Source organism: Undibacterium sp. YM2, from assembly GCF_009937975.1.
In the GTDB taxonomy this organism is placed as follows: domain Bacteria; phylum Pseudomonadota; class Gammaproteobacteria; order Burkholderiales; family Burkholderiaceae_D; genus Undibacterium.
This window is the reverse complement of sequence record NZ_AP018441.1, coordinates 1,375,829-1,399,003: the sequence shown is the minus strand read 5'-3', so window position 1 is coordinate 1,399,003 and position 23,175 is coordinate 1,375,829. Positions and strand designations below refer to the sequence as shown.

Here is a 23,175-nt window from a genome sequence, read left to right as displayed (position 1 = left end):
CAGCTTATTTTGCTTTTCCGCTGCTTTACACTGTGCATCACTTCTCCCACCGCGTCACCCACCATTACAGGCGGATCAGGCAATGCGTGCGACCAGGAACGTCAGATTCTATATCTACATCTCGTATTTCTTTACCACCCTGATCCTCATCTTTGGCATCGCCATGGGCACAGTGCAGTTCAGCCGTATGAGCAAGATCATACTGGCCCAGGCCAATAGCAGCTATGCCCTGATAGGCAATGAAGTCGCCAGCAATGTCAAAGACATTTATGAACCGGTAAAAAACCAGACCGAGATACTGGCGCAATCACATCCCATCTCGGGCAAAGACCTCAATGAACGCCTGGCCCATGTCAACTACCTGGCCAAGGCCATCATCAGCGTCAAATCGGCGACATCCGCTTATGTGGGATTTGCCAATGGCGAATTTTTCCTGCTGCGCCAATATGCCAAATCGAATGGCGGCAAGGAAGTATTCAAAGCGCCGGAAAAAACCACCTGGATAGTACAAAGCACCAGCACGGATGCAGGGAAACTGGTCGAGCATGTGGTCTATCTCGATGACAGGCTCAATGAAATCAGTCGCCAGCAAATTCCCTTGCGCAATTATGATCCGCGCCAGCGTGGCTGGTATGAAACTGCAATGAAAAACCCTGAGCAGGCCCATGTCAGCGAACCCTATTATTTCTTTACGACCGGCCAGATAGGCGTTACCTATGCGCAAAAAATAGTTGGTGCTGATGCTGTCGTCGGCATAGACATAGAAATGCCCACTATCCATGAAACCATCAAGAACAGTAATGTCACGCCATCCACCAGGATAGCTTTGATAGACAGCAAGGGCCAATTACTGGCCTGGCAAAACGGCAAACAGCCAGCCTATAAGCCGCAGATTGTCACCAAGCTCGATGGCACGCAAGGCATGCCTACCCTGGCTGAGCAAAATGCCCCCGTACTTAACAGAATACGCGAACTCGATAGCAGCAAGGAGAGTAGCCAGACCCTCGATGTCATAGAAAAAACATGGGCCACCTACCAGGGCAAGATACAGGTTCCAGGCGGCCAAGACTTGCGCATACTGATCGCCAGTCCGCATGAAGAATTATTGGCCGACATCATCAAGATGCGCAAACAAACCAGCATCCTCTTTCTGGTCATGCTGGCGATCAGTGTGGGCATCACCATTTATTTTTCCAGGTTGGCATCGAACCCGCTTAAACAATTGAATGACGAAGCCAGCAAGATCGCCCGTTTCGATTTCAAAAGCCCCATCAATATACAGTCGCGCATCAAGGAGATTGCCGACCTCAGCAATTCCATGCGCGGCATGAAAGCAACGATACGCTCCTTCCTCGACATCGCCAGCAGCCTCGCATCAGAAACCAATTACGATAAATTACTGGCCCGGGTATTGCAGGAGATGTCGGAAATTACCGATGCCAAATCCGGCATACTCTACCTCTATCAGCCGCAGGACAACAGCATGCAAGTGGTGCAGGCCTACGTCGATCATCAGGTGATGGAAAGTGATGCGCAAAGCATCAGCATGGCTGATGAAAACCACCCCGTCATACAGTCCTGTAAATCGCGCAGCAGCATCTGCCAGTTGCAGGCAGCAGACCTGGCGCGCTATTTCAGCACCCTGCCCGCCACTGACCACACCACCACGCTGATTGCCATCCCCCTGAAGGACAGAAGCGGCACCCTGGTCGGTGCCATCGCCCTGGTGATAGATGATGCTGCCATTGATCCCGGCAGGCAAGCCATGGCTGAAGCAGTCTCGGGTGCCGCCGCCGTCGCCATAGAAAACCAACGCCTCATACAGGAACAAAAAGCCCTGCTCGAAGCCTTCATACAACTGATCGCCAGTGCCATTGATGCAAAGAGTCCTTACACCGGTGGCCATTGCCAGCGCGTACCTGTACTGACCAAGTTACTGGCGCAGGCTGCCTGCAAGGAAACCGAAGGCCCGTTTGCAGGCTTCCAGCTCACAGAGACAGAATGGGAAGAACTACACATCGCCGCCTGGCTGCATGATTGCGGCAAAGTGACCACGCCCGAATACATCGTCGATAAAGCCACCAAGCTCGAAACCCTGTACGACCGCATCCATGAAATACGCATGCGTTTTGAAGTACTGAAACGCGATGCAGAAATCAGTTATTGGAAAGCCGTTGCAGAAACGCCTGATCAGCAAGCAGAACTCAAAACAGAACTGGACAAAACCCTGGCAGAACTCGATGAAGAATTCAACTTCATCGCCACCTGCAATGAAGGTGGCGAATTCATGGCCCCCGACAAAATCGCCCGTATCAGGCAAATTGCCGAACGCAGCTGGACCCGCACCCTGCCTGACCGCATCGGTATCTCGCACGATGAAAAAGAGCGCAAGGACCGCACACCAGAACCAGCCCTGCCTGTGCAGGAACAACTGCTGAGCGACAAGCCAGAGCACATCTTCACCAGATCAGAACGTGACAATGTCAGGCCAGACAATCCCTGGGGCTTCAAGGTCAAGGTGCCAGAACACCTGTATAACCGGGGCGAAGTGTATAACCTCACCGTAGCTCGCGGCACCCTGTCAGAAGAAGAACGATACAAGATCAATGAACACATGATACAAACCATCATGATGCTGGAAAAACTCCCCTTTCCGCGCCACCTCGCCAGAGTGCCAGAGATAGCCGGTGGCCATCATGAAAAAATGGATGGCACAGGCTACCCCAAACGCCTGATGGCCGCAGACATGAGCATCCCCGCCCGCATGATGGCGATAGCCGACATCTTCGAAGCCCTGACCGCCGCCGACCGTCCCTACAAAAAAGGCAAGACCCTGTCAGAAGCCATCAAGATCATGAGCTTCATGAAAAAAGACCAGCACATAGACGCAGAATTATTCGGACTGTTTTTGAAATCAGGTGCTTATCTTGAATACGCCAAACTATTCATGCATCCTGATCAGATTGATGAGTTTGATATTCATGCCTATGTGTGATTTGTTCATTCGCATGCGTCTTTTTTACTGATACCTGTCTCCTACTTATTTCACCGATCCGTCCTGGCGACGGATCAATCTGCTTTCTCTACACGCTGCTAAATTGCAAACTCAACAGTATTCATATGTGCAATAATAGTTTCCATGATGAAACTATTCAAATAGGCTTATGTCTATCCGCCAAGGATAGTCGTCTGATTTGCAAAAGACATCCCCAAAAAATAAATGAGTAAAAACTCGTTTGCAAACATCAACCCTGATTTAAAAAAAGAGAAAATATGAATGCAGATTTAATGCAAAGGCTGGCCGACTGCGAGCAATCCAACAAGCGCATGAAAAAACTGTTCTGGCTGCAAGCACTAGTCGTCATGTGCATCGCCGTATGGTTCACCGCCGCACCTACCCAGGCGCAAGGGCCAGATCAAAGCGGTATTATCAAAGCCAAAGAAATCGTCATCGTTGACAACAAGGGCATAGTCCGCGCCCGCCTTGGCGGCAACCTGCCTGATGCCATCATGGACGGGAAAGTTACCCCGCGTGGCAGCAATGCGGCTGGCCTGATCATCTTTGATGAAGAAGGTATAGAACGCGGTGGCTATGTCACCCAGGACAATGGCAGCAACGCCATGATTACCCTCGACAGCAAGCATAAACAATTGGCTTTATTCGTCGCAGGACCCGAAGGTGAAGCCAGCGCCCTGCGCCTCTGGAACAGCGACAACGGTATAGAATTGCGCTCTGATACAAATGGATCACGCCTCAGCGTATCCGACCAGAATGGCGTCAAAATGCAGCTGCCAGAAATCAAGCCATTGAAAGAATCGACCTGCAAATACTTTGCTGACCTTGAGAAAAAATATCCAGGCAAAAACATCTGCCGCAACAAGTACAGTAAAGAAGCTTGCGACCCATGTATGCAGTAAACATCCAGCCTGAACCTGGCTGAATGTTGACAGAAAAGGGCTTTCTCATACATATGAAGAAGCCCTTTTTGTTTCATACAAACTTGCCTATCGCTTCACAAGCTTACTTGTTTGCACTCGCCCTGGTATAGCTGTTGATCAGGTTCCGGTAGTCAGGAATATGATTCGAGAACAGCGTACCCAGACCTATCACATCATTCCTCCAGTCGCGGTGCAATTCACCCGCAACCGCAAACCAGCTTGTCAACTGCGCGCCCGCTGCCTGCATACGTTGCAGGGCAGAATTGCGAGTGATGTCGTTGAAGGTGCCTGATGCATCGGTCACAACAAACACTTCATAACCCTCACCCAAAGCCGACAAGGCTGGGAAAGCCACGCACACTTCCGTCACCACGCCAGCAATGATGATTTGCTTGCGGCCTGTTGCCTTGACGGCTGCCACAAACTCTTCATTGTCCCAGGCATTGATCTGGCCGGGGCGGGCGATGAAAGGCGCGTCCGGGAAAATCTCACGCAATTCCGGCACCAACGGGCCATTCGGGCCATCTTCAAAACTCGTCGTCAATATCGTTGGCAAATTAAAATACTTCGCCACATCGGCCAGCGCCAGCACATTGTTCTTGAACTGGTCAGGCTGGATATCACGCACCAGTGACAGCAAACCAGTCTGGTGATCCACCAGCAGTACGACCGCATCATCTTTATTCAAACGTTGGTAGAGATCATTACTCGCTTCTTTGCTCATTTTTTTACTTCCTATTGAATTGAACACGCTTGGTGTTAATGGAAGGAAGTTTAATTTCTTGCAAATAATGGTGGTAGTACGCAAAAATATGATGCAACGTCCTATTTTTGGAACGATGATGAACACGATAAGCAGAGAAAAATGATGTCCACGCCACCAGACTTGAATGACCTCTACTACTTTGCCCAGGTGGTAGACCATCGCGGCTTCGCCCCTGCCGGGCTGCCCTGGGCATACCCAAATCCAAGCTCAGCCGCCGCATCGCAGAGCTGGAAGAACACCTGGGCGTGCGCCTGATACAGCGCTCATCCCGCAGTTTTTGTGTGACCGAGATAGGCCAGACTTACTACAGCCATTGCAAGGCCATGCTGGCCGAAGCCAGCGCCGCGCAAGAAGCCATAGACCAGGACAAAGCCGAACCACAAGGGGTCGTGCGCCTGAGCTGCCCCATCGCCATGCTGCATGCCCAGGTCGGCCCCATCCTGGCTGAGTACATGGTCAGCCACCCGCGCGTGACCCTGCAACTCGAAGCCAGCAACCGCCGTGTGGATGTGATAGCTGAAGGCTTTGATCTCGCCATACGCGTGCGCCCGCCACCGCTGGAAGACAGCGAACTGGTCGTCAAGGTATTAGGCACCCGCTGCTGGTGCCTGGCCGCCAGCCCCGCCCTGCTGGAGAAGCTAGGCACGCCAACACAACCCGCGGACCTGGCCAACTACCCCAGCCTGGACCTAGGCCCCGCGCGTGAAGAATACCTGTGGCAACTGGTAGGCGAACAAGGCGAACTGCTGACCATGCGCCACACCCCACGCATGATCAGCGACGACATGACAGCCCTGTGCCAGGCCGCCATAGCTGGCGCAGGCGTGGTGACACTGCCAGTCATGATGATGGAAGAAGAATTAAAAGACGGCCGCCTGGTCCAGCTCATCCCCTACTGGACACTGAAACACGGCATCGTCCACCTGGTGTTTCCATCGAGGCGATGGATAAGGCCTGCCGTACGCAGTTTGATTGATATGCTGGATGAAAAGTTTAAGAGCTTGCCGAATAATTAGAACAGCCAACTATATTTCTTTGAATAATGTGTTTTTTGCAAACATTTGTTAATTATTAAATTAACTAGTTAATTTAATAATTAACTGCAAAATATAGTAGTAATATCAATTCAACATTTATAAAGTTTTCACTTTGAATGTGAAACCCCGATATTTGCCTCCTAGCAAGGGGCTTATTTGTAAGTTCGGACCTCAAGGCTGAATAATAAGTTTTTTGAGCAATTGGTGTCTCTAGAAATTCTTAGTTGAGGGAATCATGGCAGAACAAAAGAATGTATTTATTAGTCATATCCACAAGGACGATGATGGCTTAAAAAAATTAAAGGACCTATTAGCTCCTAAGGGTATAGATATCCGCGACTCGTCGATCCACACAGGGAAATTCAATAACGCGAAAGATCCTCAATATATCAAATCTCAAATTCTTGCCCCGGCTATCAATTGGGCAGGTGTTTTTATCTGCTACGTTTCTCCACAAACTAAGAATAGCGAATGGGTCAACTGGGAAATCGAATACGCGGCTAAACAAGGTAAGCGCATTGTTGGAATCTGGGAGCACGGTGAGAAAGAATGTGATCTTCCGGACGCATTAAAAGAATACGCGGATGCCTTAGTCGGATGGAATGGAGATGCCATAATCGACGCTATTAATGGCAAGGATAGTTGGGAAAAACCTGACGGTGATGCATGTGAAGAAGTGGCGTTGAAACGCCATCCCTGCTGATGGCTCAAATCTATTCATATGTTGTACGGTATGACAGTGGATTCGCACCGAACCCATTTTATAGTTACTGTACTCTCGCAACATGCAAGCCGGACATTCGCCGTAGTGCAAATGTAGGTGATTGGATAGTCGGTTGTGGAAGCAATGCTCGCGGTGTTAGGAGAGGGGGGCATCTTGTATATGCTATGCGGGTCACCGAGACGATGACATTCGATGCGTATTCGATCGACCCGAGGTTCCGCGCAAAACAACCTTATCGTACTGGAAGTCGAAAACAAAGCTGTGGCGACAATATCTATTTTCGTGAAAAGATTGATGCTGAGTGGCAACAACGTGACTCATTCCACTCATCTCAAAATGGGACAATAAATGGACTACATGTTAGACGGGATACAGGTGTTAATCGAGTCTTAGTAAGCGATGATTTCGTTTACTTTGGAGGAACTGGACCGAAATTCCCCCTGCATCTTCGGGATAATTATGGGCGGGCGCTATGCAAGAGCGGTATAGGACGTTCTTGTTTTAATGACCCTAAGCTGCTCGGTGATTTTGAGCTTTGGTTGAGTAGTTTATTAGCTAGCGGATACCAAGGCCCACCATACGAATGGATATCGCTTCGTGACGAATAATACCCTTATACAAAATGGCGGTTCGATTTTGCTTTCGGACTACGCCGTCAAAATTGCTGATACAGATATTCTTGACCATACTGACATCAAGCCAATTCTGTTAGGGCTTTATGGAGAAGTAGGCGGAATAATGTCTACCGCAAAGAAACTCATCCGCGAAAATATTGCTTACCCTCGCCACAAGAAAGAAGCAGAGGAGGAGTTTGGAGATACCCTTTGGTACCTTGCTGCACTTTGTCGAAGATTAGATATTCCGCTTGATGAATTATTCTGTGAAGCGACGCGTCCGACAAGTGATTTTAAGATGCTTGGCGTTGCAAATGATTTGACAAGAGGGGGATTTGCTCAAGTCGCAGTGCCAATCTTGACCGACTCACCGGATGCAACACTTTTCAAACTTGGACGTTCCGCAGGTGCACTATTGGAAGATACTCCAAAACGAACAGCGATCGCTTGTTTTGCTCGAGACTATCTTCATGCTCTGTCTGCCGCCAACCTAAAATTTTCTGACGTTGTCCATGGCAATTTGCATAAGACTAGAGGAGCCTTTCTTGATCCATGTCAGGAGGACTTAATTGACTTTGATGCAGATTTTGGAATAGAAGAGCAATTACCGAGAAAATTCCAAATTCGACTAAATCAAAGAGGTAGTGCCAGGAGTTATCTTCAATGGCAAGGGGTTTTCATCGGAGATCCATTGACAGACAATATGTCTGATCGAGATGGGTATAGATTTCATGACGTTTTCCATTTTGCATATGCTGCCATTCTTCACTGGTCACCCGTAACGAGAGCATTGATCAAACACAAGCGTAAGAGCATAGCCGCATATGATGAAGAACAGGATAGTGGGCGTGCAATTGTTGTAGAAGAAGGAGTAACAGCCTGGATATTTTCTCGAGCTAAAGAACTTCATTTTTTTGAAAATCAAAAGAAAATCTCACTAGAGATGCTGAAGACAATTGCTGAATTTGTAAGTGGTTATGAAGTGGAAAAGTGTCCACTAAAGCTTTGGGAAAAGGCTATACTTGAGGGCTATTCAGTATTCCGACAAATAAAAGATGCGGAAGGTGGATGGATTATCGGAGACCGCGAGCTTCGCACAATCCGTTACGAAGCATTTGAGTCCCAAAAATGAAATTACACCCTTTTGTTGATGCGGTTGCCGCATTACAGTTTGAAAATTGCTTTAATCCATATTCGGATCGTTGTGAAATACACGATCAATCTGACGCCCCAAGTCGCAGGGCAATTGCCTTATCTACAATGTTAAAAGAGGCTCAAAGTCAGCCAGTTGATGCAATTTGGATTGGGCGAGACCTTGGTTATCGTGGAGGAAGGCGCACTGGTCTAGCGTTGACAGACGACGTTCATATTGCACAACATGCCAAGCGCTGGAACTTGGTAGCAGAACGCTCTACAGTTGGTTCCGCGATTGCGGAACGGACTGCGGCGGTGATCTGGAGCAAACTAGATCAAATCGATGCGCGAATTTTCTTATGGAATGTATTTCCACTTCATCCACACGAAGTAGATTCACCCTTTACAAACCGCCAGCATAATGCCAGAGAGCGTTCCGCTGGCGAAATGCTCCTACTGGAATTAATTGAATTGTTGAAACCATCACGTATTGTCGCAATCGGCAACGATGCAGCTAACGCAGCTAATCGTATTACAGAAAAAATTCCTGTGATTTGTGTTCGTCATCCGAGTTACGGTGGGCAAACTCAGTTTTTGAAACAGATTGACGAGATCTATAATTCTTCGCTTCATACTAGATCATTGTTCTAGGAGTATCGATCTGGCATTTTTTCCACTACATTCGTATGGCTTCACTTTCAAAATAAAGACTGAATTGAAAGTACTGTTTTTATCATCGCCTATTTGCTTAAATTTTGAAGAATTGAAATCACATTTTTTATTATGTGTGCAGGGGAATGTGTTTTTGATGTGAGTTCTTTAATTGCTGTTATAAGTACGTTGTTGACACCATAGAAATGCACATAATCTTTTTCTATTTCTTGAAAAATTTCTGCTGCCATATAACCGGTCCTAACAATCGGGATTGGAATTAGACCATGTTGAAGCGCAATTTCAAACTCACGCTTCACCCCATCTGCGTTAATGATTTTTCCTTCTTCATCAAGCTTATTTCCAAATAAGAAAATTGCCACCCCAGCCAAAGAAATCATACGTTGGCGATAATCCTCCCATAGTTCGGGAAGTTTTTTTGAATTCGTTTCAAATTGTGGAAATGGTTTTATTATCAACTGATCTTCTGAAAATTTTCTAGGATTTTCATAGACAGCCTCTAATGCACCATTAATCACCGCACTACCAATACCCCAACCGAATCCATTCACTATTCTTAAATTTGATTCGACAATTTTCTTACTAAGCGAATGGATGAACACTTGTGCCTCTTGTCGCTCCCACTCCCCATACTCCTCGGCACTTCCAGATATGAATATTGTTTTCTTACGAAAACGGCGTTCAATTTCAGCCAAAATCTGGGGGACAGAATCAAAGTCGTTTACTTGCAGCGCTTGAATTCCATATCGCTTTAGATCTGCAATCTTCAAATTCTGTTTTCGTACGTTGTATTGAAATAGTTCATCGTCGTCCTCGGAGCTTTTAGTAACCTTCTTAAGGAAACAATAATGGTGTCTTACTGAAGAATTTAGTCTTAAACGACTTAAAACGTAGTCAAGATTAGGGTCTGTAAAACTAAATCCAATAAAGAGAAAGGTTTTTGTAATCAGATCTGCACTTAATGCAGTAATAAAGGCTTCATGCGTCTTATAGTATCCTTCGTACTGCTCTTTTGAAATTATTGCAGCGCGTGGGAGAGTGACATCGCCATGCATTTTGTAAACGACCACGTCTCTTTTAGGTGTTGTATCAGCTAATTGTGAAACCGAATGCTTGGTGTCTACAATTTTGAATGCCTTCTCCAAGGACTTTTCGATAACTGAATCGTAATTAGTTGTCCAATAAGTGGGAATAGTCAATCGCGCTAGAATCCGATGACTTTCTGATTCTTCAGCTTGCTCTGAAAATTCTTGGAGTATTTTTTTTGCGAGTCCAGCATTACTGCCTTTTTCATTCACATGGTATTGGGCAAGTGATATGAGATCGTGCTCTTTATCAACACTCAAACCTATTTCATCTGCGATATCAGTCAACAGCTCTGGCCAATTGACATAACCAACAGCTTTAGACATACCAGCGCCAGCGAAAACAGCTACGTTTCTTTCATTCAGATCAGCAACAAAGCTTTTAATGAATGCTTCTATTTCACGGTCAAACTCCATCAATAAATCCTTTATCAATGCATGAAATGGCAATTTTAAAAGCTTAGCATATTTTGCATTTTAAACAATGTTAAACTTAATCTTCGTAACCCTATCTCTAATTATCGAATTAGATTTTCTGTATTAAAAACATCAGTCAAACTTTTATATATAAAAATGCTCGTCTTGAAATCAGAGGCGGTTAAATCACCTTTCATTCAACAACGAGCATTAATTCAAATCCTGCTTGAATTATTCTAAGTGAAGTTGCTACACCACCCCAGCCCTCCCCAACATAGCATGCAGCAACACATTACACCCCGCCTCCAGGTGTTCTGATTTCGCATCTTCAATTTCATTGTGGCTGATGCCGTCCTTGCAGGGCACGAAGATCATGCCGGAGGGGGCCAGTCTGGCGGTGTAGATGGCGTCGTGGCCTGCACCGGATACTACGTCCATGGTGCTGTAGCCCAGGGTGGCTGTGGCTTCGCGTACGGCATTGACGCAGTCTGGGTGGAATGGGCATGGAGGGTAGTAGGAAACACGTTCTACACTGATGCTCAGGCCACTGTCCTTGCTGGTTTTATCGACGAAGGCGAGGATTTCATTGTGCATGGTGTCTAGCAATTCTGAGGACACATTGCGCAGGTCTATGCTGAATTTGACTTCGCCAGGAATGACGTTGCGGCTGTTGGGGAAAACCTGCACCATGCCTACCGTGCCACGGCCATAGGGCGGGTAGCGGTTGCCGATGTTGACGACTTCCTGCATGATTTTGGTGGAGATTTGCAGGGCGTCTTTGCGCAGGGCCATGGGTGTTGGGCCTGCATGAGCTTCCATGCCGGTGACGACGCAGTCGTACCATGAGAGGCCAAGCACGCCGGGGACGACGCCGATGACCTTGTCGGCATCTTCGAGTACCGGGCCTTGTTCTATATGGGTCTCGAAGTAAGCGCCTATGGGGTGCTGGCCTGGCACTTCTGTGCCTTTGTAGCCTATGCGTTCAAGTTCATCGCCTACGGTTTTGCCTTCGGTGTCTTTGGCGGCGTAAGCAGTCTCCAGCGAGAATGCGCCGCAGAATACGCCTGAGCCCATCATGACGGGGACGAAGCGTGAGCCTTCTTCATTGGTCCAGAAGGCGACTTCGATAGGGGCCTCGGTTTCTATGTTGTGGTCATTCAGGGTACGCACGACTTCAAGCGCCGCCAGCACGCCGTAGTTGCCGTCGAACTTGCCGCCGGTGGGCTGGGTGTCGATATGGCTGCCGGACATTATAGGTGGCAGCGCCGGGTTCTTGCCTGCCCTGCGCATGAAGACATTGCCTATCTGGTCTATGGTGACGGTGAGGCCTGCCTGCTTGGCCCAGGAGACGACAAGGTCGCGGCCCTGCTTGTCAAGATCAGTCAGGGCAAGGCGTTTGACGCCGCCCTTTTGTGTGGCACCGATTTGTGCGAGTTCCATCAATGAGGCCCAGAGGCGATCTCCATTGATACGTAGATTTGCGGTAGACATTTTTATTACTCCTCGACTTATTTTTTACGCGCGCATTTTGTTCAGCGCTTGAAACATGGGCGAAAAGGATGGGCGTTTGATATAACGCCCTGCTCCCATCTCTGCCATTAATTGACCTTCCTTGAACACCAGCTTGCCACCGCTGATGGTGTGCGTTGGTATGCCCTTGACGGTGCGGCCTTCAAAGACATTGAAGTCGCCTTTGGAGAATTGTGTCTTGGCTGACAGTGTCTTGGTGCCATTGACATCCCACAGGACGATGTCGGCATCTGCACCTTCTGCAATCACGCCCTTGCGTGGGTAGATATTGAAAATCTGCGCACAGTTGGCGGAGGTGACCTTGACGAATTCTGATGGTGTCAGGCGGCCAGTGTTGACGCCTGCATCCCACAAGATCATCATGCGTTCTTCTACGCCGCCGCAGCCATTGGGTATTTTGGTGAAGTCATCCTTGCCTGCGGCTTTTTGGGCGGCACAGAAGGTGCAGTGGTCAGTAGCCGTGGTATGCAGGTTGCCGCCTTGCAGGCCTTGCCACAAAGCCTCCTGATGATGGCTGCTACGGAAAGGTGGGCTCATGACGTGGCCTGCAGACTGTACAAAATCCGGGTTCTTGTAGACGCTGTCATCAACAACGAGGTGGCCTGCCAGCACTTCACCAAATACGCGCTGGCCGTGGGCACGGGCGCGGGCAATGGCGTCGAGTGACTCCTGGCAGGATACGTGGACGATATACAGCGGCGTGTTAAGCACATTGGCAATGGCAATGGCGCGCTGTGCGGCTTCGCCTTCTACCATGGGTGGGCGTGACAGGGGGTGGGACTGTGGGCCTGTCATGCCCTTCTTCATGAGTTCTTGCTGCAGGACATAAACGAGCTCGCCATTTTCTGCATGCACGGTAGGTATGGCGCCAAGCTCCAGTGCGCGGGAAAAGCTTTTTACCAGGATTTCATCATCGGCCATGATGGCGTTCTTGTAGGCCATGAAGTGTTTGAAGCTGTTGACGCCATGTTCATTGACGAGCTTGCCCATATCGGCGTGAACGGTGTCATCCCACCATGTGACGGCGACATGGAAGGAATAATCCCCGGCAGATTTTTCTGCCCAGCTGCGCCAGATGTTAAAAGCCTCCATCAGGCCCTGATGCGGGTTGGGGATGACGAAGTCGATGATGCTGGTCGTGCCACCCGCCAGGCCAGCAGCCGTGCCGGTAAAGAAGTCATCTTGCGTGACCGTGCCCATGAAGGGCAATTGCATGTGGGTGTGCGGGTCTATGCCGCCGGGCATGACGTAGAGGCCGCCGGTGTCGATGATTTCGGCACCCGCAGGTGCATCGAGCTTGTCGCCTACGGCGATGATTTTGCCATTGTCGCAGAGGACATCGGCTTTAAATTCGCGGTCTGCGTTGACGACAGTGCCGCCGCGTATCAGTATGGTCATGACAGTTCCTTCATTAATTCATTGGGTGTGCGAAATTGCGGAGGTTGCATCTCGTAGGTTGGGCTGGGATTCATCGAGCCCAACACTCGGCTTTCAAAAACGTATACCTTATTTAAGGCCCGGTGTTGGGCTGGTGAAGCGTAGCCCAACCTACGTTCTTGCAACCCGCTCCGCTATTTTGCACATTCAAACCTTCTTACCACTCATCAAACCCATATACACCACACCGGACAAGGCAAGGCCGACGAACCAGGCGTAGGTGTAGATGGTCTTCAATACTTCTGGAATAGCCGGGAAGCTGGCAGGAAAAGCCGCGTTCAAGAAACCCGGGATATTCGGCAAGACGCCGATCACGAAAGCGATCACGGCGGCCATGTTCCAGCCATTTTTATAGCTGTACTTGCCTTCATCCTGGTACAGGGCAGCGACATCAATCTCTGTCTTGCGGATGAAGTAATAATCAATGATCAGGATACCGGCAATGGGGCCAAGCAAGGCGGAATAGCCTATCAGCCAGGTGAAGATATAACCCTGGGTAGATTCCAGTATCTTCCAAGGCATCATGATCAGGGCGATGGATGCGGTGATGTAGCCACCGGTTTTATACGAGATCAGCTTGGGATTCAGGGCCGAAAAATCATAGGCCGGGCCAACAAGGTTGGCGGCCAGGTTGACGGATACCGTGTCTATCAGCAAGATAAGCAAGGCGATCAGGACGGCAATGCCAGTCATGCGGCTGGCGAGGTCTACCGGGTCCCACAGGGCTTTGCCATACAGCACTACCGTGGCAGATGTGACGATCACTGCCAGCAGCGCCAGCAAACCCATGGGAGCAGGCAAACCTATGGTCTGGCCGAGTATCTGGTCTTTCTGTGATTTGGAAAAACGGGTGAAGTCAGGGATGTTCAACGCCAGAGTAGCCCAGAAGCCGACCATGGCAGTCAATGAAGGCCAGAAGGCTGACCAGAATTGTCCGGCTTTTTTACCGCCTTCAACGAATTGGGAAGGTTGATCAAGGATGGGACCAAAGCTGCCGGCCTTGTTATACACCCAGCCCAGCAAAACGAAGCAGATGATGATCTTCAAAGGTGCGGTATAGGTTTCCAGCTTGCGTATGGAGTCCATACCGTGGAAGATATACCAGAACTGTATGGCCCAGAAAATCAGGAAGCAGACCAGTTGTGCGGCGTTAATGCCCAGACCAGCAATATTGTCGCCACCGAGAGGATGGCCTAACATGACGCCACCCAGGGTATAAATCATTTGTCCGCCAAACCAGGTTTGTATGCCATACCAACCGCAGGCGACAATGGCACGCATGAGCGCAGGCAAACGTGCGCCGTGCACACCAAAGGACGTGCGCGCCAGCACGGCATAAGGAATACCATATTTGGCACCGGCATGGCCTATCAGCAACATGGGGACGAGTACGATGGCATTGGCCAGGAACACAGTCATGACCGCCTGGTAAGCCGACATGCCACCTTCGATAAGGCTGGCTGCAAGAGTATAGGCCGGGATACACATGACCATGCCGACCCAGAGCGCAGCAAAGTGATACCAGCGCCAGGTGCGCTGTGCTTCTGAAGTAGGTGCTAAATCCTCATTCCAAAGTTGCCCGCTTTGTGTCTGCATATACTCTCCATTAGGTGTCAGCAAGTGAATTAGCGATACATTCAAGACCTCTCAACACAGAGGCACAGAGACACAGAGGGTTCACAGAGAAGAACATGAGGAAAACCATGTAATTCTCTTGCACCTCTCTGTGTATCAATACTCAGATACTGAATGATCTTTATATATCTACTTTATAGCAGATTTATAGCAAACTTCGTTCCAACATCAACATCTAACAACACTTAGAAATTCAATAAGAGCCAAGCGCCCAATGCTGTCTTGAATTCTCTTGCATTTCTCAGTGCTTTCTCTGTGTCTCTGTGCCTCTGTGGTGAGTGGTTTTAAACCTATTTCAACACAGCACGCGGGTTACGTGGGTCTTGCGTCCAGTTCATATATGGCTTGCCAGTTGCCTGGGGCACCATGGTGATGCACTGTTCTACCGGGCAGGTGATCTGGCAGAGGTTGCAGCCTACGCATTCTTCCTTGATGACTTCGTACTTGCGGGTGCCGTTGTCTGCAATCAACTGCGCAATCGACTGGTGCGAGGTGTCTTCGCAGGCAATGTAGCAGCGGCCGCATTGTATGCATTTGTCCTGGTCTATCTCGGCAATGACGGCATAGTTCATGTCCAGGTATTTCCAGTCTGTCGTATTGGCGACGGCTTTACCGGCAAAGTCACTGATGCGCTCATAGCCTTTTTCATCCATCCAGCGCGACAGGCCGTCTGTCATTTCCTTGACGATGCGGAAACCGTGCAACATGGCGGCAGTACAGACCTGGACTGAGCCTGCACCCAGCGCCAGGAACTCTGCTGCATCGCGCCAGTTACCTATGCCGCCTATACCCGAGATAGGCAGGCCTTTGGTGGCCGGGTCACGGGCGATTTCGGCCACCATGTTCAAGGCAATAGGCTTGACTGCGCTGCCACAGTATCCGCCATGCGTGCTTTGCGTGCCTACTATCGGGCGGGCGATCATCTGGTCCAGATCGATAGATGTGATGGAGTTGATGGTGTTGATCAGCGACACCGCATCTGCACCACCATTGAAGGCAGCACGGGCTGGCACGCGCACATCGGTGATGTTGGGTGTGAGCTTGACGATGACGGGCAGTGAGCAATATTTCTTGCACCAGCGCGTGATCATTTCCACATATTCTGGCACCTGCCCTACGGCTGCGCCCATGCCGCGTTCTGGCATGCCGTGCGGGCAGCCGAAGTTGAGTTCTATGCCATCTGCGCCTGTCGCTTCTACCAATGGCAGGATGCGTGCCCAGCTTTCTTCTTCGCAGGGGTACATCAGCGACACGATCATGGCACGGTCTGGCCAGTCTTTTTTGACTTGCGTGATTTCACGCAGGTTGATTTCGAGGCTGCGGTCGGTGATCAGTTCTATGTTATTGAAACCCAGCACTTCACGGTTCTTGCCAAAGTGGGCAGAGTAACGCGAAGAGACATTGACCGGTGGTGGGTCTTCACCCAGTGTTTTCCAGACCACGCCACCCCAGCCTGCTTCAAAAGCGCGGATGACGTTATAGGCCTTGTCGGTCGGTGGTGCAGAAGCCAGCCAGAAAGGATTAGGGGCCTTGATACCGGCAAAGTTAATCGAGAGGTCAGCCATATTACACCTTCGCTTTCAAATCATTATCAATCGCCAGCGCTGCCAGCTTGCCATGTTGGACTGCCTGTACGGTCAGGTCCTGCCCGTCAGCGATACAATCACCACCGGCATAAATGCCGGATACGCTGGTGCGGTATTGGGCATCCACATGGATTTTGTCATTCTGCTTTTGCAGGTCTTTTGCCAGTACATCTGACAGGCTGCTGTTGTCCATGCATTGACCGATAGCCTTGAAGACGGCCTGTGCGGGGATGTCGATAGTGGCACCGCTGGTTTGCAATTTGCCGTCCACTTCTTTGGTACGGGCAAAGCGCATGCCGCTGACCTTGCCTTCTGCGTCGCGCAAGACTTCTTGTGGTTGCGCCCAGGTGACAATGCGTACCTGGTTGGCTTTGGCGATATCCTGTTCATGGTGAGTAGCAGACATGTGTTCTGCACCACGCCGGTACACGAGCGTGACTTGTTCTGCACCAAGGCGGGCGATTTGCACTGCCATATCGATGGCGGTATTACCGGCACCAATGACCACGCATTGTTTGGGTACCGGCAATTTAGTCAGATCTTCTGCCTGGCGCAGCTCAGCGATGTAATCGACAGCTGCCATCAGACCGGGGGCATCTTCACCTGTCAGGCCCAACCGGCGGCTGGCACCAAGACCGAGGCCAAGGAAAACGGCATCATAATCACGACGTAAATCTGCCAGTTGCAAGTTCTTGCCCAGTACCTGTTCATGCTTGACGGTGATGCCGCCAATTTGCAACAGGAATTCAACTTCACGCTGGGCGCTGTCTTCTGTCAGTTTGTATTTGGCGATACCGTATTCATTGAGGCCGCCGGATTTTTGTTTTGCTTCAAAAATCACGACATCATGACCCAGTGTCGCCAGTCTGTGCGCACAGGATAAACCTGCAGGACCACCACCAACGATGGCGATCTTTTTACCAGTGCTGGCGGCGCGCTGGAAAGGATGCTGTTCGAATTTTGCATTGTCGAGTGCAAAGCGTTGCAGCAGACCGATCTTGACTGGTGCACCTTCTGCATCATGATTGCGCACGCAGGCATGCTCGCACAAAATCTCGGTGGGGCAAACGCGTGAGCAACTTGCACCGAGTATGTTTTGATCGAGAATGACTTTGGCTGCACCATTGATATTTCCAACAGCAATATTCTGGATAAAGCTGGGCACATCAATTTCTGACGGGCAGATGCGTGTGCAGGGAGCGTCGTAACAATAGAGGCAGCGGTCACTTTCTATCGCTGCCTGGCGCTTGTTCAGTGCGGGATTCAAATCAGTGAAATGCGAACGCAGCGTTTCCTGACTTTCCTCTGCCTGGGGTAAATGCTTAAGGGCTTCCAACATGGTGGCTCCAATCAATCTCGGTTTGCTAACTTTTTTCTAAAAGCAAGTTTCGTGACAGCGATTATTTATTTTGAGGGAATGAAAACTCTGCCCCCTTGGAAATGCTGTCTGGCCAGCGCTGCATGACTGCTTTCACACGCGTATAAAAGCGCACGCCTTCAGGGCCGTAGATGTGATGATCGCCAAACAGGCTGCGCTTCCAGCCACCAAAACTATGGAAGGCCATAGGCACAGGCAAGGGTACATTCACACCGACCATGCCTACCTGTATCATGCGCACGAATTCACGTGCAGTGCCACCATCGCGCGTGAATACGGCGACGCCATTGCCGTATTCATGTTTGTTGATGAGGTCTGCTGCTGCTTCCATGTCTGGTACACGCACTACGCATAGAACCGGGCCAAAAATTTCCTGCTTATAGACCGTCATTTCTGGCGTCACATGATCGAACAAGCTGCCGCCACAGAAGAAACCTTGTTCATGTCCCGGCACTTTGAAGTTGCGACCATCGACAACAAGTTTCGCGCCCTCTGCCACACCGTCGCCGATAAGGCTTTCTATGCGTTCTTTGGCGGCATGAGTAATGACCGGACCCATTTCAGCATCCGGCACCAGGCCGTTATTGATCTTAAGGGATTTAACACGTGCAGCCATGGCATCGACCAGGGCATCTGCAGCAGAACCAACGGCAACGGCAACCGAGATCGCCATGCAGCGCTCACCGGCAGAACCATAGGCTGCCCCCATTAAGGCATCGACTGCCATGTCCAGATCAGCATCCGGCATAACGACCATGTGATTTTTTGCGCCGCCCAGTGCCTGCACGCGTTTGCCATTGGCACAGCCGCGTGCGTAGATTGCCTGCGCAATTGGTGTCGAACCGACGAAGCTGATGGCTTGCACTTCTGGATGATCAAGCAGTGCATCAACAACAGTCTTGTCACCTTGCACAACATTGAAAACACCGTCAGGCAAACCCGCCTGCTTGAGCAGTTTTGCATGCAGCAAGGATGCAGATGGATCACGTTCAGACGGTTTCAACACAAAGGTATTGCCGCAAGCGATAGCGATAGGGAACATCCACATCGGCACCATGACGGGGAAGTTGAATGGCGTAATGCCTGCGACTACACCCAGCGGCTGGCGCATGCTGCAAGCGTCTATGCCACGGGCGATCTGTTCGGAATATTCACCCTTCAACAACTGTGGTATGCCTATCGCAAACTCCACCACTTCTATGCCGCGTGCGACTTCACCCTTGGCATCGGCCAGGGTCTTGCCATGCTCCTTGGTCAGCAGATTGGCAAATTCATCAGTGTGCTGTTGCAGCAGGTTCAGGTAAGCCATGAGTACGCGGGCGCGTGACAGGGCTGGTGTGTTAGACCATGCAGGAAAAGCTTTTGCAGCAGCGGCAACTGCCAGGTTGACGTCCTGCTCGCTACCCAGCGCTACCTGGCCCTGTACAGAACCAAGAGCAGGATTATAGATATCGGCAAAGCGTGGCTGCAGGCTTTGATGCAGTTCGCCGTTGATGTAATGATTGACTTGATATGTGGTCATGATGCCCGCCGGATTAATCGAGGTGTTTCAAAATGTCGTGCAGTTTGCCGAACAGCTGGTCTACGTGTTTTTTCTCAAGTATCAATGGAGGTGACATGGCGATGATGTCGCCTGTCGTGCGTACCAATACACCTTCGGCAAAGGCTTTCTTGTAGGCTGCCATGGCGCGTGCGCCGACTTTGCCTGGCATGGATTCCAGCTCTATCGCACCAATCAGGCCGACATTGCGCAAGTCTATGACGTGCGGCAAGCCTTTCAGGGAATGCAGGCCATCTTCCCAATAGGCAGTCATGCTTTGTGCATGTTCCAGCACTTTTTCTTCCTTGAATACTTTAAGGGAAGCCAGGCTGGCAGCAACGGCGAGTGGGTGTCCGGAATAGGTGTAACCGTGGAACAGTTCTATGCCTGCCGGGCCAGCCATCAGTGAATCGTAAATCTTTTGGTGACTGAATACAGCGCCCATGGGTACCACACCATTAGTCAGGCCTTTTGCTGTGGTCATCAGGTCGGGCGTGACACCAAAGAAGTCAGATGCAAACGGTGTGCCCATGCGGCCAAAGCCGGTGATGACTTCATCAAATATCAGCAGGATGCCATGCTTGTCGCACAATTCACGCAGGCGTTTCAAATAGCCTTTTGATGGCAGGATGACGCCGGCAGAACCAGCCAGCGGTTCAACGATGACGGCAGCGATGGTGGAGATATCATGCAGGGCAATCAGGCGTTCGAGTTCATCTGCCAGATGTGTGCCATATTCCGGCAAGCCACGGGTGAAGGCATTTTTTTCCAGGTTGTGCGTGTGCGGCAGGTAATCAACACCAGCCAGCAAGGTGCCGAATTGTTTGCGGTTGGCTGGCAGGCCGCCGAGTGACATGCCGCCAAAGCCTACGCCGTGGTATGCACGTTCGCGGCTGATGAAACGGGTGCGCTGGGCTTCGCCACGGCTGCGGTGGTAGGCCAGTACCATTTTCATGGCAGTGTCGACGGCCTCAGAACCGGAATTGGTGTAAAACACCTGGCCAAACTTGTGGCCACTATAGTCTATCAACTGTTCTGCCAGCTCGAAAGCTTGCGGGTGGCCGATCTGGAAGGCGGGTGCGTAATCCAGGGTCGCTACCGCATCCTGTACCGCTTTCACCACAGTTGGGTGGGAATGTCCTAGCGGCACGCACCACAGGCCTGCCGTACCGTCGAGTATTTCGCGGCCATTCTGGTCACGGTAGTACATGCCAGAGGCAGAAGCCACCAGGCGCGGGGCCTCTTTATAGTCACGGTTGGCCGTGAAAGGCATCCAGTAGGAATTGAGTTGTTGTTTGCTGAGCATGGGTTTCTCCTCGACACTGAAAACAATTTACCAAGTGGTAAAAATATGCTGAAATGCTAAATAAGCATATGCAGTAATGACATATACAGCCAGTTTAATTTCATCCAACCGTATTGGTAGCCGAGACATAACAGTTATGTGCATCTGCACAATTTAGCTTATGTTATGTCTAGCGAGGAGCAAGCATGGACGCCGTAAAAGAACAGCAGGTAGTAGAGCAAAGCCCGATCTGGCCGCAACTGGCGCTGGAGCGTAGCCGCCAGGCCAGTCTGGTAGAGCAGATCGTGCAGGAGGTAAGCCGTCTGGTGCGTCAGAACGACCTGGCGCAGGGCAGCAAGATGCCGTCCGTGCGGCAATTCGCCAAATGTAATGCGGTCAGTACCTTTACAGTTGTGGAATCTTACGAGCGGCTGATCACCCTGGGCTTGCTGAGTTCGCGCCGCGGTTCTGGTTATTTTGTTACCAAACCCGCCAGTACACCGCAACCTATGGCGCAAGCCGTCGTCCCCAGCGCGCTGGATGCGCTTAGCCCGGATTTGTACTCTGGCGTATCGAGCGCCCTGCCCGTGGGTTCTGGCTGGTTGCCGCCAGAATGGTATGGCGATGATATTTTGCTGGATGCCCTGAAGCAATCCATGCGCATCCCTACCCAGCGCCTGCGCGGCTATGGCAACCCGCTGGGCTTCCCCAGCCTGCGCCAGCACCTGGCCAGCAGCCTGTCGCAGGAACTGTTCAGTGTTGATTCTGAGCAGATATTACTGACCCATGGTGCTACCCATGGTTTTGACCTTATCTTGCGCACCCTGTGCAAACCCGGTGACACTGTACTGGTCGAAGACCCCGGTTATAGCAATTTGCTATCCCTGATACGTCATCACGGCTGCATACCTATAGGCATCGCCCGCGATGAAAAAGGACTGAACCTCGACAGCCTGATGGAAAAGGCCCTGCTGCATCAACCTAAGCTGATGTTTGTGAATACGGTCTTGCAAAACCCCCTGGGCACCAGTCTCTCCCAGGCACAGGCACACCGCCTGCTGGCGCTGGCTGAACAGTTTGATTTCTGGCTGGTTGAAGATGATATTTACCGCGAACTGTGCCCGCGCCCCGAACCTTCACTGGCAGCGATGGATGGTTTGCGTCGTGTGATACGGGTGGGCAGTTTTTCCAAGACGCTGTCCCCTACCTTGCGTGTAGGCTCAGTATGTGCATCGCATTCGCTGATCGGTGAACTATTGAGGGTGAAGATGCTGGCTGGTTTGACGACATCTGAGATCAATGAACGTGCGGTGCTGCATGCAATCAGCTCGCGCTTGTACCGGCGCATGCTGGAAAAGCTTAAACGTCAATTGGAAACTTCACGCAATGCCAGCATGGATTTGTTATTGGCCGCAGGTCTGACACCACTGGCTGAGCCACGCGGCGGCATGTTTATCAGTGCAGGCTGGAAAGATAGCAAGGCCAGTGCCAGCGAGATTTCACGGCAGGCTTTGCAGGAAGGCATCTTGCTGGCACCTGATGAATTCTTCAGCCTGCGCAGCAGCGAGCACCCATGGTTCCGTTTCAATATCGCTTACAGCGGCAATGAGGCATTGAAAGCCTTTTTGATGAAGCAGCGCCATGGATAGAGCGCCGGATAAACTCACGCGCTCACGCGATGCGCTGCAAGCCCGTATCATGCAGGCGGCGGTCGAGGTGTTTGCCGAGGCTGGTTATGCAGGCACGGCGCTGGCATCAATAGCCGAACGGGCTGGCCTGTCGAAACAGAATTTGCTGTACTACTTTCCTACCAAACAAATCCTGTATGAAAAGGTGCTGGATCAGGTGCTGGATCAATGGCTGGAGCGCATGAACATACTGGCCGACCCTGAACAAGACCCGGCGACATTACTGGGAAACTACATACGCGCCAAGCTGCGCTTCTCGCGCGAACAACCGCAGGCGTCACGCGTGTATGCGATGGAAGTCATCAGCGGTGCACCTGTGTATGCCGAGACCATGCGCAATAAAATCCTGCCGCTCTTGCAAAAAGATATAGCCGTTTTTGAAGCCTGGATGGCGGCTGGCAAAATCGCTGCCGTCAATACCACGCATCTGTTGTTTTCCATCTGGGCGATGACGCAGTCGTATGCTGATTTTGCAGCACAAATGAGCCTGGTGCTAGGTCATAGTCCATTAAACAACAATGACTTTGAAGAAGCCGAGACATTGATAGTGGATATGGTCTTGCATAGGCTGCACCTGCAGGCCGCAGCCCCCGGCTAGTTGCCTTGGGTTTGAGGTAATGTAAATGTCTGTCAAATACCACGGAAATAAAATAATGCCTGAAGGCATTGAAGGGAAATTGCTGGCATAATAAATTCTGAGATACAAGC

Annotated in this window: 17 protein-coding genes and 1 pseudogene; 9 read left to right on the top strand and 9 right to left on the bottom strand. The window is 50.6% G+C overall.

Annotation, left to right across the window (positions count from 1 at the left end; translation table 11 throughout):
* The first annotated feature begins 82 nt into the window (after positions 1-82).
* Together UNDYM_RS06290 and UNDYM_RS06285 are read left to right on the top strand one after the other, a co-directional pair.
* Positions 83-2,995, top strand: coding sequence for an HD domain-containing phosphohydrolase (locus tag UNDYM_RS06290; RefSeq protein ID WP_162040285.1), 2,913 nt, complete (start codon positions 83-85; stop codon positions 2,993-2,995).
* A gap of 278 nt (positions 2,996-3,273) precedes the next feature.
* Entirely contained in the window at positions 3,274-3,918 is a 645-nt protein-coding gene (locus UNDYM_RS06285; protein WP_162040284.1) for a hypothetical protein, read from the top strand.
* A 103-nt stretch (positions 3,919-4,021) separates the two neighbouring features.
* On the opposite strand, the gene ycaC is transcribed toward UNDYM_RS06285, so the two are convergent.
* Positions 4,022-4,663, bottom strand: coding sequence for an isochorismate family cysteine hydrolase YcaC (gene ycaC / locus UNDYM_RS06280; RefSeq protein WP_162040283.1), 642 nt, complete (start codon positions 4,661-4,663; stop codon positions 4,022-4,024).
* Positions 4,664-4,804: 141 nt separating this feature from the next.
* Between ycaC and UNDYM_RS06275 the strand changes: the two are divergent.
* The 5 genes and pseudogenes from UNDYM_RS06275 to UNDYM_RS06255 all read left to right on the top strand — a co-directional run bounded on the left by UNDYM_RS06275 (position 4,805) and on the right by UNDYM_RS06255 (position 8,865).
* Positions 4,805-5,721 (top strand): annotated as a pseudogene (locus tag UNDYM_RS06275) (LysR family transcriptional regulator).
* A gap of 256 nt (positions 5,722-5,977) precedes the next feature.
* Positions 5,978-6,445, top strand: coding sequence for a TIR domain-containing protein (locus UNDYM_RS06270; protein ID WP_162040282.1), 468 nt, complete (start codon positions 5,978-5,980; stop codon positions 6,443-6,445).
* On the top strand, positions 6,445-7,074 hold the full coding sequence (locus UNDYM_RS06265) for a hypothetical protein (RefSeq protein WP_162040281.1): 630 nt from the start codon (positions 6,445-6,447) through the stop codon (positions 7,072-7,074). The genes UNDYM_RS06270 and UNDYM_RS06265 overlap by 1 nt, the downstream gene beginning before the upstream one ends.
* Positions 7,064-8,212, top strand: coding sequence for a nucleoside triphosphate pyrophosphohydrolase family protein (locus UNDYM_RS06260; protein ID WP_232063761.1), 1,149 nt, complete (start codon positions 7,064-7,066; stop codon positions 8,210-8,212). The genes UNDYM_RS06265 and UNDYM_RS06260 overlap by 11 nt, the downstream gene beginning before the upstream one ends.
* A complete protein-coding gene (locus UNDYM_RS06255) occupies positions 8,209-8,865 on the top strand; it encodes a uracil-DNA glycosylase (RefSeq protein WP_162040280.1) in 657 nt (218 codons plus the stop codon). The genes UNDYM_RS06260 and UNDYM_RS06255 overlap by 4 nt, the downstream gene beginning before the upstream one ends.
* Positions 8,866-8,954: 89 nt before the next feature.
* Here UNDYM_RS06255 and UNDYM_RS06250 read toward each other — a convergent pair whose 3' ends face one another.
* The 8 genes from UNDYM_RS06250 to UNDYM_RS06215 all read right to left on the bottom strand — a co-directional run bounded on the left by UNDYM_RS06250 (position 8,955) and on the right by UNDYM_RS06215 (position 20,800).
* Positions 8,955-10,388: an SIR2 family protein gene (locus tag UNDYM_RS06250; RefSeq protein ID WP_162040279.1), complete on the bottom strand. Its 1,434-nt coding sequence runs from the start codon at positions 10,386-10,388 to the stop codon at positions 8,955-8,957.
* A gap of 249 nt (positions 10,389-10,637) precedes the next feature.
* Entirely contained in the window at positions 10,638-11,879 is a 1,242-nt protein-coding gene (locus tag UNDYM_RS06245; protein WP_162040278.1) for a Zn-dependent hydrolase, read from the bottom strand.
* A 24-nt stretch (positions 11,880-11,903) separates the two neighbouring features.
* Entirely contained in the window at positions 11,904-13,316 is a 1,413-nt protein-coding gene (gene hydA / locus UNDYM_RS06240) for a dihydropyrimidinase (protein ID WP_162040277.1), read from the bottom strand.
* Positions 13,317-13,502: 186 nt separating this feature from the next.
* On the bottom strand, positions 13,503-14,951 hold the full coding sequence (locus tag UNDYM_RS06235; RefSeq protein ID WP_162040276.1) for an NCS1 family nucleobase:cation symporter-1: 1,449 nt from the start codon (positions 14,949-14,951) through the stop codon (positions 13,503-13,505).
* A gap of 329 nt (positions 14,952-15,280) precedes the next feature.
* A complete protein-coding gene (gene preA, locus UNDYM_RS06230; protein ID WP_162040275.1) occupies positions 15,281-16,555 on the bottom strand; it encodes an NAD-dependent dihydropyrimidine dehydrogenase subunit PreA in 1,275 nt (424 codons plus the stop codon).
* A gap of 1 nt (position 16,556) precedes the next feature.
* Positions 16,557-17,915, bottom strand: a complete 1,359-nt coding sequence (locus UNDYM_RS06225; RefSeq protein WP_162040274.1) for an NAD(P)-dependent oxidoreductase — start codon at positions 17,913-17,915, stop codon at positions 16,557-16,559.
* 61 nt (positions 17,916-17,976) lie between these two features.
* Complete coding sequence (locus UNDYM_RS06220; RefSeq protein ID WP_162040273.1) at positions 17,977-19,476, bottom strand: CoA-acylating methylmalonate-semialdehyde dehydrogenase; 1,500 nt, start codon at positions 19,474-19,476, stop codon at positions 17,977-17,979.
* A gap of 13 nt (positions 19,477-19,489) precedes the next feature.
* Complete coding sequence (locus UNDYM_RS06215) at positions 19,490-20,800, bottom strand: aspartate aminotransferase family protein (RefSeq protein WP_232063760.1); 1,311 nt, start codon at positions 20,798-20,800, stop codon at positions 19,490-19,492.
* A gap of 185 nt (positions 20,801-20,985) precedes the next feature.
* Here UNDYM_RS06215 and UNDYM_RS06210 point away from each other — a divergent pair, with 185 nt between their 5' ends.
* Together UNDYM_RS06210 and UNDYM_RS06205 are read left to right on the top strand one after the other, a co-directional pair.
* Complete coding sequence (locus tag UNDYM_RS06210; RefSeq protein ID WP_162040272.1) at positions 20,986-22,428, top strand: PLP-dependent aminotransferase family protein; 1,443 nt, start codon at positions 20,986-20,988, stop codon at positions 22,426-22,428.
* On the top strand, positions 22,421-23,065 hold the full coding sequence (locus tag UNDYM_RS06205; RefSeq protein WP_162040271.1) for a TetR/AcrR family transcriptional regulator: 645 nt from the start codon (positions 22,421-22,423) through the stop codon (positions 23,063-23,065). The genes UNDYM_RS06210 and UNDYM_RS06205 overlap by 8 nt, the downstream gene beginning before the upstream one ends.
* Positions 23,066-23,175 lie beyond the last annotated feature (110 nt).

Bases quoted from the DNA above. Each gene is read 5' to 3' on its own strand.
- UNDYM_RS06290 (WP_162040285.1), top strand. From the start codon at position 83: ATGCGTGCGACCAGGAACGTCAGATTCTATATCTACATCTCGTATTTC.
- UNDYM_RS06285 (WP_162040284.1), top strand. From the start codon at position 3,274: ATGAATGCAGATTTAATGCAAAGGCTGGCCGACTGCGAGCAATCCAAC.
- ycaC (WP_162040283.1), bottom strand. From the start codon at position 4,663: ATGAGCAAAGAAGCGAGTAATGATCTCTACCAACGTTTGAATAAAGAT.
- UNDYM_RS06270 (WP_162040282.1), top strand. From the start codon at position 5,978: ATGGCAGAACAAAAGAATGTATTTATTAGTCATATCCACAAGGACGAT.
- UNDYM_RS06265 (WP_162040281.1), top strand. From the start codon at position 6,445: ATGGCTCAAATCTATTCATATGTTGTACGGTATGACAGTGGATTCGCA.
- UNDYM_RS06255 (WP_162040280.1), top strand. From the start codon at position 8,209: ATGAAATTACACCCTTTTGTTGATGCGGTTGCCGCATTACAGTTTGAA.
- UNDYM_RS06250 (WP_162040279.1), bottom strand. From the start codon at position 10,388: ATGGAGTTTGACCGTGAAATAGAAGCATTCATTAAAAGCTTTGTTGCT.
- UNDYM_RS06245 (WP_162040278.1), bottom strand. From the start codon at position 11,879: ATGTCTACCGCAAATCTACGTATCAATGGAGATCGCCTCTGGGCCTCA.
- hydA (WP_162040277.1), bottom strand. From the start codon at position 13,316: ATGACCATACTGATACGCGGCGGCACTGTCGTCAACGCAGACCGCGAA.
- UNDYM_RS06235 (WP_162040276.1), bottom strand. From the start codon at position 14,951: ATGCAGACACAAAGCGGGCAACTTTGGAATGAGGATTTAGCACCTACT.
- preA (WP_162040275.1), bottom strand. From the start codon at position 16,555: ATGGCTGACCTCTCGATTAACTTTGCCGGTATCAAGGCCCCTAATCCT.
- UNDYM_RS06225 (WP_162040274.1), bottom strand. From the start codon at position 17,915: ATGTTGGAAGCCCTTAAGCATTTACCCCAGGCAGAGGAAAGTCAGGAA.
- UNDYM_RS06220 (WP_162040273.1), bottom strand. From the start codon at position 19,476: ATGACCACATATCAAGTCAATCATTACATCAACGGCGAACTGCATCAA.
- UNDYM_RS06215 (WP_232063760.1), bottom strand. From the start codon at position 20,800: ATGCTCAGCAAACAACAACTCAATTCCTACTGGATGCCTTTCACGGCC.
- UNDYM_RS06210 (WP_162040272.1), top strand. From the start codon at position 20,986: ATGGACGCCGTAAAAGAACAGCAGGTAGTAGAGCAAAGCCCGATCTGG.
- UNDYM_RS06205 (WP_162040271.1), top strand. From the start codon at position 22,421: ATGGATAGAGCGCCGGATAAACTCACGCGCTCACGCGATGCGCTGCAA.